The following is a 19,545-nucleotide window of genomic DNA, read 5'->3' as shown; positions in this document are numbered from 1 at the left end:
AAGTTGAAGATAAAATTTTTGAAAAACTCATCATTTTACGCTATTTTCGACGAATTCTTTTCAAAATTACAAAACTATAAGTACGCTATGGAAGCAACCAGAATTTTTGATTTACCAAAACGTCAGCTGGAAAAGTTTCCTGATTTATCCATGTTTGTATCCAAACAAAATGGAGAATGGAAACCAATGAAAACCACAACTTTTTTAGAACATGTTGATGCAATCTCAAAAGGATTAATCGCTTGTGGAGTTCAACCAGGTGAAAAAGTGGGATTAATCTCAGAAAATCGTGTCGAATGGAATATGATAGATTATGCGATACAACAAATCGGAGCTGTTGTGGTAGCGATTTATCCGAATATTTCTGACAGCGATTACGAATATATTTTTAGCGATTCGGCTATAAAATTGTGTTTTACAAGTAATCTCGATTTGTATACGCGAATCAATCAACTCAAAACAAAATTGCCTTCATTAGAGCAACTGTACTCGATTGATGAATTTGAAAATACAGAAAGTTGGAATGTTTTAATCGAAAAAGGAAAAACAATTCAACAAGAAGAAATAGACAAACGTGCCGCAAATGTAAAGCACGAAGATTTAGCTTTTTTAATCTATACATCAGGAACAACGGGAAATCCGAAAGGTGTGATGTTGTCGCACAAAAATATTATTGCAGATGTTATGGCTTGCGAATATTCAACACCACTTGATCCTTATGATCGTGCTTTGACCTTTCTTCCTGCTTGTCATGCGTATGAGCGAACAATTCAGTATTTGTATGTGTACATGGGGATTTCGATATATTTTGCAGAATCGATGGAGAAGATTGGCGATAATTTAAAAGAAATTAAACCGCATATGATTACGGCTGTTCCTCGTGTGATTGAAAAAGTTTATGAAAAAATCATGCAAACGGGAGCTCAATTATCAGGTTTTAAGAAATCTATTTTTGATTGGGCTGTAAAAGTTGGCGATGAGTTTGTGTTAGAAGATGATCAGCGTTCTACAATTTATAATTTGAAATTAGCAATTGCCCGAAAATTAGTTTTACACAAATGGTACGAAGGACTTGGTGGCGAATTAAAAGCCATTGTAACGGGAAGTGCAGCGATTCAACAACGAATTGTTCGCGTATTTTTAGCTGCCGAAATTCCAATTTATGAAGGTTATGGATTGACAGAAGCTTCGCCAGTAATTGCGGTGAATTGTTTTCGTCGAGGTAAAAAGATAGGAACTGTTGGACCTCCGTTGAAAGGTGTTGAAGTAAAATTGGCTGATGATGGCGAAATTTTAGTAAAAGGTGATATTGTGATGATGGGTTATCATAATTTACCAGAAAAAACTGCCGAAGAAATCAAAGATGGTTGGCTATACACGGGTGATATTGGAGAATGGATAGACAATAAATTCTTGAAAATTGTTGACCGTAAAAAAGAAATGTACAAAACTTCGGGAGGGAAATATATTGTTCCACAACAAATCGAAATGAAAATGGTAGAATCGCCATTCATCGAGCAATTGATGGTTGTTGGAGAAGGTGAGAAGTTTCCTGGAGCTTTTGTGGTTCCGAGTTATACAAATCTAAAAAAATGGTCGCAGTCAAATGCTCTTGAAATTGTAAATCTTCCTCATGATGAATTTCAGAAAAGCGATGTTGTCAAAAAGAAATTAGAAGAAGAAATCAATCAACTGAATAATCATTTTGGACATTGGGAACAAATCAAAAAGATTGCAATTATTCCAAATGAAATGACCGTAGAAGGTGGAGAATTAACGCCAACGTTAAAATTTAAACGTAAAATTATTTTAGAAAAATACAAGAAACAATACCAAGAAATTTTTGGATAATTAATAAGAGTCTCAGTTTTTTGAGACTCTTTTTTATAACCTTTAATTAAGATTAAAATCTATATTTTTGTAAAAACAAAATCAATTGAATTCAGTTAAAGTTTACGCAAAACAAACAAGCAATTGGGGATTATTATTCGGTAGTCTTTTATTTTTTGCTTGTTCAATTTATTTATTTCTAAACGCCAATCAAGTTAATTCTCCGCAAACTGCAAAAATTTTAAGCGGAGTTTTATTTGTTCCAAGTTTACTATTCATCATCGTTTCAATCAAAAAATTGATGAAAAAACAATTGATTTTATTGATTGATAAAAAAGGAATTGTTTACAAACCTACGGATCATTTGAATTATATTGAATGGGGAAAAATTTTAGAAATTGAAGAACTGAAATTGCCTCGCCAACGTGTCATTAATATAAAAATTATTGATGCAGACGATTTTATCCATAACGAAACGCAGAAATTCTTACAAGCACGTATGAGATTTTGGAATAAAATGTATGGCGCTGTTGTTTCGTTTGACGCAAATACTTTAGATAAAAATCACTTCGAAATCATGAATCTTTTTGATGAATTTATGGAAGATTATAAGATTTCTACAGCTTCAAAAAATGATTAATTCGAAAGAATAGACTATTTTTGCAGCATGCAAATCGATTTACTTTATAAAAATTTGGGCATCAAAGATATGAATGCAATGCAACGTTCAGCATTCAAAATGTCCGAAAATCAACGAGATTTAATTTTATTATCACCAACAGGATCTGGTAAAACATTGGCGTTTTTATTTCCGACTTTAAGAGATTTAAATCCAGATGTAAAAGGTGTTCAAACCTTAATTTTAGTTCCTGCGCGTGAGTTAGCTTTACAAATCGAAACAGTTTTCAAATCGATGAAGTCTGATTATAAAGTAACGTGTTGTTATGGAGGTCACAATACAAAAGTTGAGCAAAATACTTTGTTAGAAGCTCCAGCTGTATTAATTGGGACTCCAGGACGTATTGCGTATCATTTGCGTAACGAAAATTTTGATCCTTCGACTGTTCAAACTTTAATTTTAGACGAGTTTGATAAAGCGTTAGAATTAGGTTTTCAAGAAGATATGAGCTTTATTGTAGAGCAACTTTCTGGTTTGAAACAACGTATTTTGACTTCTGCTACAGAAATGGAAAATATTCCAGAATTTGTTGGATTGAATGACGAAAAAATTGTGAGCTATCTAAAACAAATCGAGGTAAAGCCTGATTTACATATGAAAGTGGTTAACACCATTTCAGAAGAAAAATTGGATACTTTATTTAATTTGATTTGCAAAATTGGAAGCAAACGCATGTTGATTTTCTGTAATCACCGTGATGCTGTCGACCGTATTAGTAATTTGTTGCATGAAAAAGGAATTGCGCGTGAAAGTTTTCATGGTGGAATGGAACAAGACGAACGCGAACGTGCGTTACTGAAATTCAGAAATGATTCGGTTCGAGTTTTAATTACAACAGATTTGGCTGCGCGTGGTTTGGATATTCCAGAAGTAGATTCGATTATTCATTATCAATTACCTGCAAAAGAAGCCGCTTTTATTCACAGAAATGGACGTACAGCACGTATGAATGCGAAAGGTTTTGTGTATTTAATTATTAGCAATGAAGAACATTTTCCGTTTGTAAATGAAAATTTACCTGTCGAAAATTTAGGTGGAACATATAAGATTCCAGAACGTACACCTTACCAAACGATTTATATTTCTGCAGGAAAAAAAGACAAAGTAAACAAAGTTGATATTGTTGGATTTTTGTTCAAAAAAGGAGGTTTAGAAAAAAACGATGTCGGAATTATTGAGGTAAAAGATACCACTTCGTATGTTGCGATTAACCGTAAAAAAGTTCCGGACTTATTGAAAAAATTGAACGGTCAAAAAGTAAAAAATAAGAAAGTAAAAATGCAAATTGCATATTAAAAATAGAATTTTATGTTAGCACACCACGTACTATTTTGGTTAAAAGATGACGCTACAGAAGCTGAAGTGAATACATTTCATCAAGCTTTGAAAGATTTAGAACCAATTGCTCCTTCAGTATTTTTTCATGTTGGAACACCAGCAAATATCGAAAGAGATGTTATCGACGCTTCGTATTCGTTTTCTTTGTTTGCAGCTTTCGAAACGATGGAACAATTTGAGACGTATCAAAAACATCCACAACATATCGAGTTTTTGAATGGTCCAAATAAATTAGCAAAACGAGTATTAATCTATGATGCAGATTAATCGTTAGAAAAATATAACCTTAAATCCGTCATTTGACGGATTTTTTTATTTTCTAAAACTTTATAAATCAAGTTTATTTATAATTAATTATACTTATTTTTGTACAAAATATTGTACATATGTTGATAACAAATATTTCTGAATTTAGAAAAGATATTAAAGAATATTTTGATCGTGTGACGAATAATTTTGAAACATTGATTATTAATCGTGGAAAAAATTCTGGTGTTGTTATTATGTCATTAGAAGAGTATAATTCGCTAATGGCTACGAATCATGAGCTTTCTTCTCGCAAAAATGAAGAGCGTTTGGATGCTGCAATTGAGAAATTAAAAACTCAGAAAACGTTTACAAAGGAGTTAATTGAAGAATAGATGAAAATCGTTTTTGTTGATGAATCATGGGAAGATTATTTGTATTGGCAAAAAACAGATAAATCTAAATTGAAAAAGATCAATGAATTGATTAAAGGTATTGCTCGAAATCCTTTTGATGGTCTGGGGAAACCAGAAGCTTTGAAACATAAATATGCAGGATTTTGGTCGAGAAGAATAGATCATGAACATCGGTTAATATATCGTGTTGTAGAAGATGAAATTCAAATTGCGAAATGTCGTTTTCATTATGATTGATATACTTCTTTATCAATCAACAATATAATCTATCATACAATAATCACGAATTTCTATCAAAATAAGCAAATAATCGTTACAAATACCCGTAAATTTGCAAATGATTTCTGAAAAGGAAATCAATAGAATTTAAGCAATGATTATAGAGACAGAAGAAGAGTTAATCGGAATGAAAAAAGTCAGCGAAGCTGTAGCCGTTACTCTTAAAGAGATGAAAGATTATGTAAAACCTGGAATGTCAACAAAAGAATTGGACGATTTTGGTGCGAAGATTATGCACAAATTTGGTTGCAAATCAGCTCCTTTCGAGACGTATCAATTTCCTGGTTATACTTGCTTAAGCGTGAATGAAGAAATTTGTCACGGAATTCCAAGAGCCGATAAAATTTTGAAAGACGGAGATGTGATTAATATTGATGTTTCTGGAGAATTAGGTGGTTTTTGGGCTGATAATGGAGGTTCTATTGTTGTTGGAGAAGATGTGAATGGTTATCAAAAAATTGTTGATGCATCTATTTCTGCGCTTCAAAAAGCAATTGCGGCTGTAAAATCTGGAGTTAAAATCGCTGATATTGGTGGAATTATTGAGAAAGAAGCAAAAAAACATCATTATCATGTGATTGAGAATTTAACTGGTCATGGAGTAGGGCGTTCATTGCACGAAGAACCATTGGATTTGATGAATTTCAGAGACCCTGATGATAAACGTCGATTCCGTAAAAATTCAGTTATTGCATTGGAAACTTTTATTTCAGAAAATTCTTACGAAGCAATTGAGCAAGCGGATGGTTGGACAATGATAGGAAATGCACCTGGCGTTTTTGCACAACACGAACATACTGTTTTGGTTACTTCTGAAGGTCCTATGATTTTAACGCACATGAATGGTAATTGGTAAAATTATATGAAGAGAAACGAATATATTAAAGTAGACCGCGAAGTGGTCAAAAAAATGAGCGAAGATATTCAGGCTTATTTAACAGAAAATAAGTTGGAACGTGTAAAAACTAAGGATATGATGCCTTTCTTAATTGAAAAAGGATATTTTCCTCACGACCGTAAAAAAGGATATCCTTTGCGTCAGATTCTAACAGATTTGAAAAAATCGGAAGAATTACATTTATTACCGCAAGCATTTCCAGAATATTTGGAAATCGAGAATAAAAAAACATCTACCTACTGGTATTTTAGTCCAGTAAAATAATATTAAACACTTCTATTGAAGTGTTTTTTTTATTGCTAACAAATTCAAAATCTTTACTTTTTGGAATATTAATTGATACAATTTGATCGTTTATTAGATGAAAAATCAAGCTTTTTAATTTCTTATCTTATGTCAATGAAATCTCGCTGATGACTGAGCTAAATTTGTCCTATCAAAATAAATAATTAATTAAAAACAATCAAATAATCATTCGTTATGAAAAAATTATTATTCACGTTAATGTTATCAGCAGCTTCAATGTCTGCATTTGCTCAAAATTATACAAATGATAAAGCGCACTCAAAATTAGGCTTTTCTGTTTCTCACATGACAATTTCTGATGTTGAAGGACAATTCCAAAATTTTGATGTTCATTTAAACTTTACAAAAGAAGATTTAAGCGATGCAAAATTTCATGTAGTTGCAGATATCAATTCAATCAATACAGGAGTTGAGGCACGTGATAATCATTTAAAATCAGCAGATTTTTTCAATGCAGCAAAAAATTCAAAACTAGAATTCTCTTCAAAAGGAATTACACGTGTTAAAGGAAATCAATTTAAAATGGTTGGTGATTTAACATTAAACGGAGTAACTAAACCAGTTGCATTAAAATTAGTTTACAACGGAAGCATCAACAATAACGGAGTTAAAACGTACGGATTTACAGTAAAAGGAAATGTAAAAAGAAGTGATTTTAACATCGGTGGTAATTTCCCAGAAGCTGTTGTAGGTGATGTTGTTACATTAACATCAAACTTAGAATTTTCAGCTTCAAAAGCTAAATAATAATAAATAAAATATATTATAAAAATCGTGGATTTCAATACGTTAAAATCAATTACTTCAAGTTTTTCTACAACTGATAAAATGCCAGTTTTATTTTTAGGACATGGCTCTCCGATGAACGCAATCGAAGAAAATATTTTTGTAGAAGGATGGAAGAAGATTGGAAAAACAATCCCAAAACCAAATGCGATTATTTGTATTTCGGCACATTGGGAAACGAAAGGAACTAAAGTTACGGCTTTAGAACAACCCAAAACGATTCACGATTTTTATGGTTTTCCGCAAGCTTTATTCGATGTTGAATATCCAGCGCCAGGAAGTCCAGAATTAGCAACAGAGGTCAAAAATTTAATTAAAACAACAGAGGTTGATTTAGACAAAATGTGGGGATTTGACCACGGCTCTTGGAGTGTGATTAAATTTTTGTATCCAGAAGCAGATGTTCCGATGATAGAACTGAGTTTGGATGTTTATAAAACGCCAAAAGAGCATTACGAATTAGCGAAGGAATTAGACGCTTTGCGTAGTAAAGGGATATTAATAGTAGGAAGTGGGAATGTTGTACACAATTTGAGAGCATTAAATTGGAGCGAGCCAAATGCTGGTTATGATTGGGCTTATGAAGTGAATGATACATTCAAGAATATTGTTCAAACAGGTAATCACGACGAATTGTTCAATTTTGTACAAAAAGGTAGCGCATTTAATCTTGCTGTCCCATCTATGGAACATTATTTGCCAGCTATTTACGCATTAGCATTACAAGGAAAAGAAGAGGAGCTAACACTTTTTAATGATAAACTAATTTATGGATCATTAGGAATGTTATCATTCAAAATAGGATAAATAAAATCAATTTAAATAACAAATAAAAACAAAACATTATGGCAACAAAATGGAATTTAGACCCTTCTCATTCAGAAGTCCAATTTAAAGTAAAACACATGGTAATTTCTACAGTAACAGGAAATTTTGATCATTTCAATGCTGATGTAGAAGCTAATTCAGATGATTTTTCTGATGCAAAATTTGAATTTGATGCAAAAGTAGATTCAATCAATACAAAAAATGCAGATCGTGATGGACATTTAAAATCAGCTGATTTCTTTGCTGCTGAGCAATTTCCAGAAATGAAATTTGAAAGTACTTCAGGTATTCAAAACGGAAAAATTAATGGAACTTTAGAAATTCGTGGTGAAAAACAGCCAATTACATTAAATGCAGATTTTGGTGGAGTGATTACTGATCCATGGGGATTAGAAAGAGCTGGTTTCGAATTTTCAGGAGAAATCAACCGTAAAGATTACGGATTAGGATGGAGCCAAGTAACAGAAGCTGGAGGATTAGTAGTTTCTGATAAAGTAAAATTATTGGTGAATTTAGAGTTTACTCAAGCCCAATAATCATAATTTTTAATAGCAAAAAAACCACTTCAAACGAAGTGGTTTTTTTTGTGTTATTTATTTTTGTTCTCCCAAAAAGTAGCATTTTTAATTCCGATTTCTGTAGGATTAAAATCAGGATTTTTAATTCCTTTTTTACGTTTGTCTTTATAATCTTTCCAGACCTTAAGCCCAACTCCGCTTAATAATAAAATAGCAATAATATTTACCCAAGCCATCAGACCAACACCAATATCTCCAATTGCCCAAGCAGTTTCAGCAGTTTTGATTGTTCCGTAATACGTAGCACCTAAAAAACAAATACGTAAAATCCATACATATACTTTTCTATTTCCTTTCTTGAAAATGTATGTAATATTCGTTTCAGCATAATAGTAATAAGCCATAATCGTTGTAAAAGCAAAGAAAAACAAAGCAATCGCAACAAAACTATTTCCGAATGAAGGAAAATGACTTGAAACAGCTGCTTGCGTAAAACCTGTATAATCTACTCCAGGAAGATTTTGAGTAATGAAACTTCCCGCTTTTTCTGGGTGATTCACATTGTATTTTCCTGTAAATAAAATCATAAAAGCAGTTGCAGTACACACAAATAATGTATCGATGTAAACAGAAAAAGCTTGTACCAAACCTTGTTGTGCAGGATGGTTTACTTCCGCAGCCGCAGCCGCATGAGGAGCAGTTCCTTGACCAGCTTCGTTAGAATAAATTCCACGTTTTATTCCCCAAGCAATTGCAGATCCAAAAACACCACTATAAAGTGATTCTTGATTGAAAGCTGATGAAAAAATTAATCGTAAAACTGATGGAACTTGATGGATATTCATTCCAATAATAATGATTGCCATTAAGATGTAAGCGCCTGCCATAAAAGGAACGATAAATTCAGAAGCTTGTCCCAAACGTTTTACACCTCCAAAAATAATCAAGGCTAATAATCCAATAATGACGAATCCTACAATGTTGATTGGAATTCCTACAAAATTATAAATAGGAATATCAAACGCGTTATTCAAAGCAGATGAAATACTATTCGACTGAACGCCTGGTAATAATAATCCACAACTCATAATTGTAATGATTGCAAACAAAACCGCGTACCATTTGATTCCTAAACCTTTTTCGATGTAGTATGAAGGACCTCCACGATATTCTCCATCGATTTCTTGCTTGTAGACCTGTCCTAATGCAGATTCTATGAATGCAGATGCACTTCCTAAAAATGCGATAAACCACATCCAAAAAATTGCTCCAGGGCCTCCCATTGCGATTGCGGTTGCAACACCAACAATGTTTCCGGTTCCGACACGACCAGAAATTGCTAAAGAAAAAGCTTGGAAAGGAGTGATTCCTTTGTCCGATTTTTCGCCACTAAATAGCAAGCGAACCATGTCTTTTATGTAGACTATTTGTAAAAATCCGGTGCGAATAGAGAAGTAAATTCCTGTTAAAGCGCAAAGTCCAATCAAGGCATATGACCAAACGTAGCTACTTATTAGATTGATGATATCATCCATTTGAGTAAAAAATTTTGTTCTTGTGTTTATTTGTGGTGCTAAAATGCTAAAAAAATCTTAATTATAAGATTTAATCTGTTTATTTATTCGAAAAAATAAATACAAGCAAGAATTTTATTCTAAATTTTGAAGATATATTATTTAAACCTTTAGTTTGATAAAAGGTGTGTAATTGGTTAAATACAAATAAAAAAGGTTGCAAATTACTGTAACCTTTTTCTGTTTTTTTATTATGATCGAATGATTTTTAGTTTTGCAAAATTTAAGAGTAATTTTTTTTCTCCTGCATTATCAAAATGAATAATTGCTTTCATATCTGATGGTTCTCCTTGCAAATCTTTCACAATTCCTCGTCCAAAACGATCGTGAACAACAACTTGACCAACTTGCAAACCTTGTGCATTTGCTGTTGATGAAGCGTTACTTTTTGTTTGATTTACTGGTTTGAAATTTGACCTTGGTTGAGCTGGTTCTACACGAGCTCTTGGATTTGGTCTTGCAACTGATTTTTCTCGTTGTTGATAGTTTTGTGGTGTTGGTTCATCTCCAAATAAATCAGCCGATAATCCACTATTATTAGAAGCTCTTGCAGAAATATTCAGATTTTTCCATTCTAAGAAACTATCATCAATTTCTTCTAAGAAACGAGAAGGTTCACAATCGATAATTTTTCCCCAACGAAAACGTGAAACAGAATAGGTCATATAAGCCACTTTCTCAGCGCGTGTTAAGGCAACATAAAATAAGCGACGTTCTTCTTCTAATTCAGCGCGCGTGTTAACACTCATCATAGAAGGGAAAAGATTTTCTTCTAAACCTGCAATAAATACAACAGGGAATTCTAAACCTTTTGCTAAGTGGACCGTCATCAAATTGACCTTATTATCGTCATCTTCTTCGTTATCCGCATCAGTTGCCAAAGCAATATTTTCTAAGAAACCACCTAAAGAAGCATCTCCTTCGTCTAATTGTTGTTGTTCTTCGACATAACCTTGGATCGAATTTAACAACTCTTGAACGTTCTCTAAGCGAGAAACACCTTCTGGTGTAGAATCTTCTTTCAACGCATTCAACAATTGTGTTCTTTTAGCCATTTCCATTGTTACTTCATACACATCATGTGATTTTAGCATCACTTGGAAACGCTTAATCATCAACACAAAATCATTCAATTTGTTTGATGTTCCTGCATTTATTCCAATGGTTGGAGCATACATCGCAATATTTTCAATCAAAGAAAATAAACTAATTTGATGTTGATCTGCCGCAACCAAAAGTTTTGAAATAGTCGTTTGACCAATTCCACGTGCCGGATAATTGATTGTTCGCAATAAAGCTTCTTCATCATTTTGATTAATCAATAATCGCATATAACCAACCATATCCTTAATCTCTTTGCGTTGATAGAAAGATGTTCCGCCATAAACACGGTACTGAATTCCTCTTTTTCTCAAGGCTTCTTCTAACGCACGAGATTGTGCATTGGTACGATAAAGAATAGCAAAATCTTTTGGTTGAAGATGTTCATTTATCTGTCTTTCCCATATCTGCGTTGCAATATAACGCGCTTCATCAGCATCAGAAAGTCCACGATAAACGGCTATTTTTTCACCAGTTTCATTCGCAGTCCAAACATTTTTTTCTAATTGATCTTGATTTTGTTTGATAATCTGATTCGCAGCTTCCACAATCATTTGCGTCGAACGGTAATTTTGTTCCAATGGATACAATTTCGCATCAGGATAATCGGATTTGAATGATAAAATATTTCGAATATTTGCACCACGGAAAGCATAAATAGATTGCGCATCATCACCAACTACACATAGGTTTTCGTAACGAGAAGCCAATGCTTTTACAATCAAATATTGAGAATGATTGGTATCTTGGTACTCATCTACCATAATGTATTTGAAACGTTCTTGATATTTTGCTAAAACCTCAGGAAAACGCGTCAAAATTTCGTTGGTACGCAACAATAAATCATCAAAATCCATTGCACCAGATTTGAAACAACGATCTACATAAGCTCTGTAAATATCACCCATTCGAGGGCGCATTGCTTCATTATCTGCTTCAATTAAAGCTTGATTATTGTGATAAGCTCTAACTGTAATCAAGTTATTTTTGTATTGAGAAATACGTCCCAAAACTTGTTTTGCTTTGTAAATATCTTTATCTAAATGCATTTCGTTAATAATCTTTGTCATTACAGAAACTGCATCTTGTTGATCGTAAATTGTAAAATCTGATGGATAACCTAAAAGCGGAGCTTCAACACGTAGAATACGCGCAAAAACAGAGTGGAAGGTTCCCATCCAAAGTGCTTTTGCATTCGCTTCACCAACCACATGTCCGATACGTTCTTTCATTTCTCGGGCAGCTTTATTGGTAAATGTTAAAGACAATATATTGAAAGCATCAACTCCTTTATTTAGTAAATGAGCAATGCGATAAGTTAACACTCTCGTCTTTCCAGAACCCGCACCCGCAATTACCATTACTGGACCTTCGGTAGCTTCTACAGCCAAACGCTGTGGTTCGTTCAGTTTTTCTAAATAATTTTCTTCCATCGTGTGCAAAGTTAACCTTTGTGGTGTAAAGGATAAAATAATTTTGAAAGATTATACGTTTTCTTATATAGATATATTGTTAATTATACGTTGTTATAAAGATTTACTATCAAGAGATAGAAAAAACGTACGAATTGAAAGTTGTTTCGTTACATTGATAAGGAAATATTCTGTATATTTACACAAATTTTTTATATGACAGACGAATCAGTAAAATCAAGTAATTACGAAATAGTAAAGCAAGTGTTTACGAATTTTTTGGAAGACAATGGACATCGTAAGACACCTGAACGTTATGCTATTTTAGAGGAAATTTATTTTACAGATGATCATTTTGATATTGATATGTTGTATATCAAAATGAAAAATAAGAAATACCGCGTTAGTCGTGCTACTTTATACAATACTATCGAGCTTTTGATGGAAGCAAAATTGGTGCGTAAACATCAGTTTGGAGATCAACAAGCGCATTACGAAAAATCATATTTCGACAAAAATCATGACCATATTATTTTGTCTGATACAGGAGAAGTATTGGAGTTTTGTGATCCAAGAATCCAATCTATCAAACAAACGATAGAAGATATTTTTGATATCAAAATTGATAATCATTCATTATATTTTTACGGAACTCGTAAGAATAAATAACCTTGATTTTATAAAATAAAAAGACCTTTTACGATTTCGTAAAAGGTCTTTTTTGTTATTTTTAATTAGAAAATTGATCTAACAAATCAAAAGAAGGAACAAAAAATAAAGTTCCAGTTTTAGCTTTACTAAAATCTAATATTCGATCATAGTTTCCGATAGGTTCACCAACAAACATGCGTTCTAACATTTCTTCTACAATGCTAAACTTTCTAGCATAAGCAATAAAATAGGTTCCCATTTCATTTGTCGACATATTTCCAAAAGGCATATTATCGCGAACAATTTTTTTGTCATCTCCAACATTTGCTAATGCAGAATGTGAATTCGAGGGTTTTTCATCGTCATTCATTTCAATATCATCAACTTTAGATCTTCCAATTACTTTTTCTTGTTCAGAAATTGGTAAATCTTTCCAAGCTTGCATATCATGAATGTATTTTTGCACAAATAAATAACTTCCATTTGTATAAGCAGAATCTTCATTGCCAATCAAACCAAAATTTATTCTTTCGTTACCTTGTGGATTTTCAGTTCCATCAACAAAACCTAAAATACTACGACCATCCCAATATCTAAAACCATGAATTTCTTCTTGACAAGTAGCAACATCATTCAATAAATCAGTCAAATTAGAAACAATATCAACGCAATAGCTTTGTTGCGTAGAGCGGATATGAAAATGAATATCGCCTTTTGTAGAAACGGCTTCATGCTTTTCTCCTTTAATGGCAACAAAAGGTTTTAATTCTTTCGGCAAAGGTTTTGGTAAATTTAATTTTATCCAAGCATCGTAACTAATTCCTAAAATAACGCTCGATTGCGTTTTCGGAAAACGTGTATTGGCTGAATGATTGAGATTGATAATTAAAGCGCAAAGCTTTTTGAAAGCATCTTTGTAAGCAGTATTTTCCTTAAAATTCCAAACCATAAAAATAGTATTGGTGTTTGGACTGTCTAATACATTTTGATATTGAGGCATTTAATAGATTTATAAAATTGAATATGAAGTTAAGAATTTTAAAACTGAATTTGATGAATAATCGTTATTTTTTTAATTAAATTAAGACTTGAAAATCTATCATATTGATTAAAATATTATGAAAATTTTAAGTATTAAAGCACGTTTTAACGTAATAATTAATTTTTAGGACTAAAAAAATAATACTAATTTTGGCTAGCACTTTTTTGAAGTGAAATAGAGATTAAATAAAAATAATAAGTAATTGTTAATTAATTATATAAATAGAAATAAAACAGGCTTGAAAGTTGCTTTTTTACTTTCATGTTTTATGACGATAAGTGCTTTTGCGCAACAGAAACCTAAAAAAGAAAAAGTTAATCTAAGGCATGCTGATTTAGTAGAACATGATCCGAAACGTTTTGAGGGAAATGATTTTTTATCAGGAAATGTTGTAATCGAATATAAAGGTGATGTAATTTCGGCTGATAGTGCGGTTTTGTATCGTGATAAAAACTTGGCTGTTGTTTGGTCGAATGCACGTTTGGTGAGCAAAGACAAAACAATTACGGCGCATAAAATGGAGTATGACGGAAACACAACAATTGCAAAAGCTTTCAAAGATGTGGTGTTGACTGATCCAAGTTCTCGTATTACGGCAGATTATATGGATTATAATCGTACAACCGAGATTGCGACTGGTATTGGGAAAGTAGAAGTGAAGATACCTACGCAACAAATAAGTTCTGAGAAAATGATTTACGAACGATTGACAGGAAATATTATTGTAAATGATACTTACAAAACAATTGGTTCTGATGGAACTTTAGTCGAAGGACGAAATGTTGTGTATAATGTAAAGTCTAAATCGGCAAATTTTGGTTCAGAAGTTTTTATTACGAATAAAGATTATACGATTTATTCGAGAAAAATGACGACGAATGATATTACGGGAATTACAACTTTCCGCGATTATTCTAAAATTACACGTCGAAATGATCCATCACAATATATCATTACTTCGGATGGAGATTTTAATAAAAAAACAGGTGAAGCTTGGTTAAGAGGAAATTCAAAAGTTTATTATCAAAACAAAACGTTGACGGCTAAAAAACTTTATTTCAACGATAAAACAGGTTTTGGTAAAGGTGAAGGCGATGTTTTTTTGGATGATCCATTAGAAAAAAGATTTTTGAAAGGTGATTACGGAGAAGCTTTTAAATACTTAGATTCGGCTTTTGTAACGAAGAACGCGTATGCTGTGAAAGCGTTTGATAAAGATTCGCTTTACATAAGTGCTGATACGTTGTTGGCGGTAAAACGTCACGATGTTGATTCGACTTCATTGGTGAAAGCTTTTCATAAAGCGCGTTTTTACAAATCGAATGCGAACGGAAAAGCAGATTCTTTGGTGTACAATCAAACTAAAGGATTGATGCAATTTTACAAAGATCCAATTTTATTTTCTGGTGATAACCAAGTTACAGGAGATTATATCGAAGCGTATACAAATGCGAAAACAGAAAAATTAGACTCGATGAAAGTGTTTAATAATGCTTTTGTGATTGCTAAAGTGGATTCGCTTGTGGAAAATGAATATCATCAAATCAAAGGAAAATATTTAACTGTTCTTTTTCAGGATGATAAAATTGATTTTATAAATGTAGAAGAAAATGCTGTCGCGTTGACGTACATGGATGATACGGATCAAAAAACGAAAGTGAAAGAACGTTATGGAGTTAATATTTCTTATTGCGGAATTATAGAAGTTGATGTTGTAGGAAAAGATGTTGAATTGGTTGCATGTCGCATAAAATCGGACGGAAAAATGTATCCATTGTCTAAATTTCCTGAAGAAATGCGTTATTTACCCGATTTTAAATGGCGAATTTCTGAACGATTAAACACTTGGCGAGATATTTTTATCGAATCGAAATAATCTTTTCATAAATTAATCGTTTAATTTCTAAAACTATAAATGAAAACTACATCTATCATATTATCTATTCTATTATTATCAAGTTGTTATACTTACAAAGCTTTTGATCCTGACGAATATGCTTTGGAAATGTCTAAAGGCAATAATCAGACGGCTAACTCTAATGAAAGAAGTCGTTCCAGAGCTGATATTGCTGAATTGAGAAGAGAACGCAAAAGTCCTAATGAAAATGCAATTAGTTCATCTCTTTCAGAAAGTAAAGAAAAATTAGCTGCATTAAAAGCTAAAAAACAAGAGAATAAAGAAGAGAAAGTAGCGATAGATCCTTCTACAATTAATATTTCGGATGTTATCAAACCCGATCAATTTTATAAAGTAGATGCGCAAGGAAAAGAATATACAATAGAGGCAAAGCAATGGAAAGCTGATACCTTATATGCTGTTGTAAAAGGAACAGAAAAAGAATTGAAGTTTCATAAAAATGATATTTCATCGTTCAAAATAAGAAAATTTTCGAAAGGTAAATCAGATGCTCTTACTGTTGCAGCGTATGCAATGGGCGGTGCAGCTGTGCTTTTTTTATTAAAATAAAATGGGAACATTAAAAGAAGGATTTTTCAAATATCAGGCGCAAACAACAAATTTTGCATCTGGTTTTGAAGTCGATTACGCAAAGGGCTCTTATATCTATGGAAAGGATGGAAGAGCCTATCTTGATTTTGTGGCTGGCGTTTCGGTGAATACACTTGGACATAGCCATCCGCGTATCAATCAAGCGATTATAGATCAGGTAAACAAATATATGCATGTCGCTGTTTATGGTGAATATGCGCAAGAAAAACCAGTCGAATTATGCAAGCGATTGGTTGATTTAACACCAGAAGGATTGGATCAAGTTTATTTGGTGAATTCTGGAACAGAAGCGATTGAAGCTTCGCTTAAATTAGCGAAACGTTTTACAGGTCGTCGTCAATTGATTTCTTTTCGTAATGCCTATCATGGGAATACACATGGTTCATTAAGTGTTTCGGGTGATGAACGTAAGAAAGCTGCTTTCCGACCATTGTTACCAGAAGTTTATTTCATCGATTTTAATAACGAAGAAGATTTACAAAAAATTACCAAAGAAACGGCTGGTGTTATTGTAGAAAGTATTCGTGGTGCTTCTGGTTTTAGATTACCAGAAAATGATTTCTTTATCAAGTTGAAAAAGCGTTGCGAAGAAGTTGGTGCATTATTGATTATGGACGAAATTCAGCCAGGATTTGGACGTACAGGGAAATTGTTTGGTTTCGAGCATTTTGGTGTTGTGCCAGATATTGTGGCAATGGGAAAAGGTATGGCAAGTGGTTTACCTGTTGGTGCGTTTATGACTTCTGATAAAATTATGAGTTCTCTTAAGCAAAATCCTCAATTGGGACATATTACGACTTTCGGAGGAAATCCTGTGATTGCAGCTGCAGCTTTAGAATTACTAAATGTTATAGAAGAAGAGAAATTAATGGATGATATTGATCGTAAAGAACAATTATTCAGAGAAAATCTTCAGCATCCAAAAATTAAGAAAATTCACGGAAAAGGTTTGATGTTAGCTCCTGAGTTATCATCGCCAGAATATACGTTGCGCGTTCAGCAAGAATGTATGAATAGAGGCTTGATTCTTTTCTTTTTAATGTATAGCATCGAGAATTTACGAATTACACCGCCAATTAATATTTCGGATGAAGATATTATAAAAGGTTGTGATATCTTAAAATCTGTATTAGACGATTTAGATTAAATTTTAATAAACAAAAAAGAGAATCATAATTGATTCTCTTTTTGTTTAACTCTTTCTTCCATACAACAATATTCTCTTAAAGGAATAAATTGCAGGAAAAGTCTTATAATATTTCTTAATTCTCGTTTTAAATTCTGTCGTAAATAATTCTTGATGTTTAGTCGTTAAACGCTCCATATAAGGAATCAAAGCAGAACCAGAAATGAAATTATAAAATTCTGTTTCGTCATTTCCGTAAATTGGATAAACTTTCATGTTTATGTTCAAATCCTTCAATCCATTATCAAATATGATTTTCGCATAATCATCTATCGTTAACAAAGGAGAATCTCGATGAAAATTATTCAAATAATCCGCAAAAGGTTTTTCTCGTGCTAAATCACTCAAAATAACATTCAATACATTATCTTTTTGACAAGGCATTTGCACTGCAAATTGTCCATTAACATTCAGTTTTGAGATTAATTTAGGAAACAATTCTTCATGATTATCCGACCATTGTAACGCTGCATTACTAAAAATTAAATCCCAAGTTGTATCTGAATTTGCAAAATTTTCAATCGTTTGTTGTTGAAATGTAAGATTGGCTAAATCAAATTCTTTTGACTTTTCGAGCATTTCCTTAGAAGAATCAATTCCTAAAAAATTAGCATGTTCAAATTTATTAGCGAGAATTGCTGTTTGTTCGCCAGTTCCACAACCTACATCTATGCAATTTTTCAAATTATTAGTAGAAATTAAATCCGCTAAATCATAAAAAGGTTGATAACGAATATTTTTGAATTGATTATATCTTTCGGGATTCCAAGGCATTTTATTGAGTTTTGAATGTGATTAAAGTTAATGAAATTTTATAATACTTAATCCACTGTGTATTTTGAATAAAAATTTGTCAGTTCGAGTGATTTGAAGAAATGAAATGAATAAAAATTCTAAAAGAATTTTACTCGAATTGACGGTTTAATTGCTAAAATTATCAAAATGCACAATAGGTAATATTATGATTAATGTAGTTTTTAACATATAATTATTCTAAAATGTCGTTTATTTGAATTTTGTAAGAATAAAGATGAGTCAAGAATTAGAAACTATTGCAGATTATTATAATAAAATTAGTTTAGAACAAGCCGAATTGATGAATTCTGCTAACTTTGAACACGATAAAGCGCATTTTAATATTTCTTTGCGTAAATATTGTAGTTTTAAAAGTCCATATAGTCGGCGAGATTATTACAAAATCAGTTTGTTGATTGGTGAAGGAATTTTTAAATATGGAAATAATGAAAGATATATTTCTAAACCGGTTTTATTTCTTCCATCTCCGCATATTTCTTATACTTGGGAATGTAAATCGAGTTTGCAAGAAGGTTATTTTTGTTTATTCAATCAACAATTTTTTTCTGAAAATAAAGAGTTTGATGTCTTCAAAAAAACATCTTTGTTTAAAGATTGGAGTTCTCCTTTTATTGAGATTTCTGATGAACAATTGCCTTTGATTTTGTCTTATTTTCAGGAAATGTATCGTCTTAATCAATCCAATTATCAATTGAGATATTTTAGTATTCGTAATCATTTATCTGCTATTTTTCATTATGTTTTAGAACAAAAAGTTGATGAAATACATGCGGTTGAATTGCCATCAAATGTGAGATTGTATAAGAAGTTTGATGAATTATTAAATAAACAATTTCCACTAGATTCTCCTGCTCATCCACTTATTTTGAAAACACCCGCTGATTTTGCAACGAAATTAAATATTCATGTAAATCATCTCAACTCATCTGTGAAATCTGTAACAAAACAAACAACGACACAAATTATTAAACAGAAAATAGTTGAAGAAGCTAAAAACCTGTTGTTGTATACTGATTGGGATATTGCGCAAGTTGGTTATACATTAGGTTTTGAGGAACCTGCTCATTTTAATAATTTTTTTAAAAAACATACTTTAACTTCTCCATTAAAATTTAAACAAGAAAATTAAT

Annotated in this window: 20 protein-coding genes; 16 read left to right on the top strand and 4 right to left on the bottom strand. The window is 32.1% G+C overall.

Going from position 1 to position 19,545, the window contains the following annotated elements:
- Nucleotides 1-87: 87 nt before the first annotated feature.
- The 11 genes from B3578_RS10460 (at nt 88) to B3578_RS10410 (ending at nt 8,142) form a co-directional block, all read left to right on the top strand.
- Nucleotides 88-1,851, top strand: coding sequence for an AMP-dependent synthetase/ligase (locus tag B3578_RS10460; RefSeq protein WP_221855060.1), 1,764 nt, complete (start codon nt 88-90; stop codon nt 1,849-1,851).
- Nucleotides 1,852-1,936: 85 nt separating this feature from the next.
- Entirely contained in the window at nt 1,937-2,470 is a 534-nt protein-coding gene (locus tag B3578_RS10455; protein ID WP_221855062.1) for an STM3941 family protein, read from the top strand.
- Between the two features lie 27 nt (nt 2,471-2,497).
- Nucleotides 2,498-3,805, top strand: coding sequence for a DEAD/DEAH box helicase (locus tag B3578_RS10450; protein ID WP_180906721.1), 1,308 nt, complete (start codon nt 2,498-2,500; stop codon nt 3,803-3,805).
- A gap of 12 nt (nt 3,806-3,817) precedes the next feature.
- On the top strand, nt 3,818-4,114 hold the full coding sequence (locus tag B3578_RS10445; RefSeq protein ID WP_221855064.1) for a Dabb family protein: 297 nt from the start codon (nt 3,818-3,820) through the stop codon (nt 4,112-4,114).
- 119 nt (nt 4,115-4,233) lie between these two features.
- The gene (locus B3578_RS10440; protein ID WP_221855065.1) at nt 4,234-4,488 is read left to right on the top strand and encodes a type II toxin-antitoxin system Phd/YefM family antitoxin; all 255 of its coding nucleotides are present in this window, start codon (nt 4,234-4,236) and stop codon (nt 4,486-4,488) included.
- Nucleotides 4,489-4,746, top strand: coding sequence for a Txe/YoeB family addiction module toxin (locus tag B3578_RS10435; RefSeq protein ID WP_221855067.1), 258 nt, complete (start codon nt 4,489-4,491; stop codon nt 4,744-4,746).
- A 136-nt stretch (nt 4,747-4,882) separates the two neighbouring features.
- Nucleotides 4,883-5,644 carry a type I methionyl aminopeptidase gene (gene map / locus B3578_RS10430; protein ID WP_115000652.1) on the top strand — a complete coding sequence of 254 codons (762 nt, stop codon included), beginning with the start codon at nt 4,883-4,885 and terminating at the stop codon, nt 5,642-5,644.
- 6 nt (nt 5,645-5,650) lie between these two features.
- A complete protein-coding gene (locus tag B3578_RS10425) occupies nt 5,651-5,950 on the top strand; it encodes a hypothetical protein (protein ID WP_125350083.1) in 300 nt (99 codons plus the stop codon).
- 216 nt (nt 5,951-6,166) lie between these two features.
- Nucleotides 6,167-6,739, top strand: a complete 573-nt coding sequence (locus B3578_RS10420; RefSeq protein WP_221855071.1) for a YceI family protein — start codon at nt 6,167-6,169, stop codon at nt 6,737-6,739.
- 27 nt (nt 6,740-6,766) lie between these two features.
- Nucleotides 6,767-7,585 carry a 4,5-DOPA dioxygenase extradiol gene (ygiD, locus tag B3578_RS10415; RefSeq protein ID WP_221855074.1) on the top strand — a complete coding sequence of 273 codons (819 nt, stop codon included), beginning with the start codon at nt 6,767-6,769 and terminating at the stop codon, nt 7,583-7,585.
- A 38-nt stretch (nt 7,586-7,623) separates the two neighbouring features.
- On the top strand, nt 7,624-8,142 hold the full coding sequence (locus tag B3578_RS10410) for a YceI family protein (RefSeq protein ID WP_291048479.1): 519 nt from the start codon (nt 7,624-7,626) through the stop codon (nt 8,140-8,142).
- A gap of 53 nt (nt 8,143-8,195) precedes the next feature.
- Here the strand turns inward: B3578_RS10410 and B3578_RS10405 are convergent, their stop codons facing one another.
- Nucleotides 8,196-9,659, bottom strand: a complete 1,464-nt coding sequence (locus B3578_RS10405; protein WP_221855076.1) for an alanine/glycine:cation symporter family protein — start codon at nt 9,657-9,659, stop codon at nt 8,196-8,198.
- 230 nt (nt 9,660-9,889) lie between these two features.
- Nucleotides 9,890-12,232 (bottom strand): ATP-dependent helicase, encoded by a 2,343-nt coding sequence (locus B3578_RS10400; RefSeq protein ID WP_286494898.1) that lies wholly within the window; start codon nt 12,230-12,232, stop codon nt 9,890-9,892.
- Nucleotides 12,233-12,427: 195 nt separating this feature from the next.
- Between B3578_RS10400 and B3578_RS10395 the strand changes: the two genes are divergently transcribed.
- Nucleotides 12,428-12,880 carry a Fur family transcriptional regulator gene (locus tag B3578_RS10395; protein WP_038331681.1) on the top strand — a complete coding sequence of 151 codons (453 nt, stop codon included), beginning with the start codon at nt 12,428-12,430 and terminating at the stop codon, nt 12,878-12,880.
- A 61-nt stretch (nt 12,881-12,941) separates the two neighbouring features.
- Here B3578_RS10395 and B3578_RS10390 read toward each other — a convergent pair whose 3' ends face one another.
- On the bottom strand, nt 12,942-13,862 hold the full coding sequence (locus B3578_RS10390) for a Dyp-type peroxidase (protein WP_115000647.1): 921 nt from the start codon (nt 13,860-13,862) through the stop codon (nt 12,942-12,944).
- Nucleotides 13,863-14,106: 244 nt separating this feature from the next.
- On the opposite strand from B3578_RS10390, the gene B3578_RS10385 reads away from it, so the two are divergent.
- Genes B3578_RS10385 through B3578_RS10375 form a run of 3 tightly spaced genes read left to right on the top strand, consistent with a single transcriptional unit; the run spans nt 14,107 to nt 17,560 of the window.
- On the top strand, nt 14,107-15,780 hold the full coding sequence (locus tag B3578_RS10385) for an OstA-like protein (protein ID WP_291048470.1): 1,674 nt from the start codon (nt 14,107-14,109) through the stop codon (nt 15,778-15,780).
- A gap of 39 nt (nt 15,781-15,819) precedes the next feature.
- Nucleotides 15,820-16,371: a hypothetical protein gene (locus B3578_RS10380; protein ID WP_291048466.1), complete on the top strand. Its 552-nt coding sequence runs from the start codon at nt 15,820-15,822 to the stop codon at nt 16,369-16,371.
- Between the two features lies 1 nt (nt 16,372).
- On the top strand, nt 16,373-17,560 hold the full coding sequence (locus B3578_RS10375; protein WP_221856827.1) for an aspartate aminotransferase family protein: 1,188 nt from the start codon (nt 16,373-16,375) through the stop codon (nt 17,558-17,560).
- Nucleotides 17,561-17,605: 45 nt separating this feature from the next.
- Here B3578_RS10375 and B3578_RS10370 read toward each other — a convergent pair whose 3' ends face one another.
- Nucleotides 17,606-18,373, bottom strand: a complete 768-nt coding sequence (locus tag B3578_RS10370) for a methyltransferase domain-containing protein (RefSeq protein ID WP_291048463.1) — start codon at nt 18,371-18,373, stop codon at nt 17,606-17,608.
- Nucleotides 18,374-18,629: 256 nt separating this feature from the next.
- Between B3578_RS10370 and B3578_RS10365 the strand changes: the two genes are divergently transcribed.
- Nucleotides 18,630-19,544: a helix-turn-helix domain-containing protein gene (locus B3578_RS10365; RefSeq protein ID WP_125349466.1), complete on the top strand. Its 915-nt coding sequence runs from the start codon at nt 18,630-18,632 to the stop codon at nt 19,542-19,544.
- The last annotated feature ends 1 nt before the right edge of the window (nt 19,545 follow it).

This window comes from Empedobacter sp. UBA1574 (genome assembly GCF_002322895.1).
GTDB classification, from domain to species: Bacteria; Bacteroidota; Bacteroidia; order Flavobacteriales; family Weeksellaceae; genus Empedobacter; species Empedobacter falsenii_B.
This window is presented reverse-complemented; position numbering and strand designations above follow the sequence as displayed.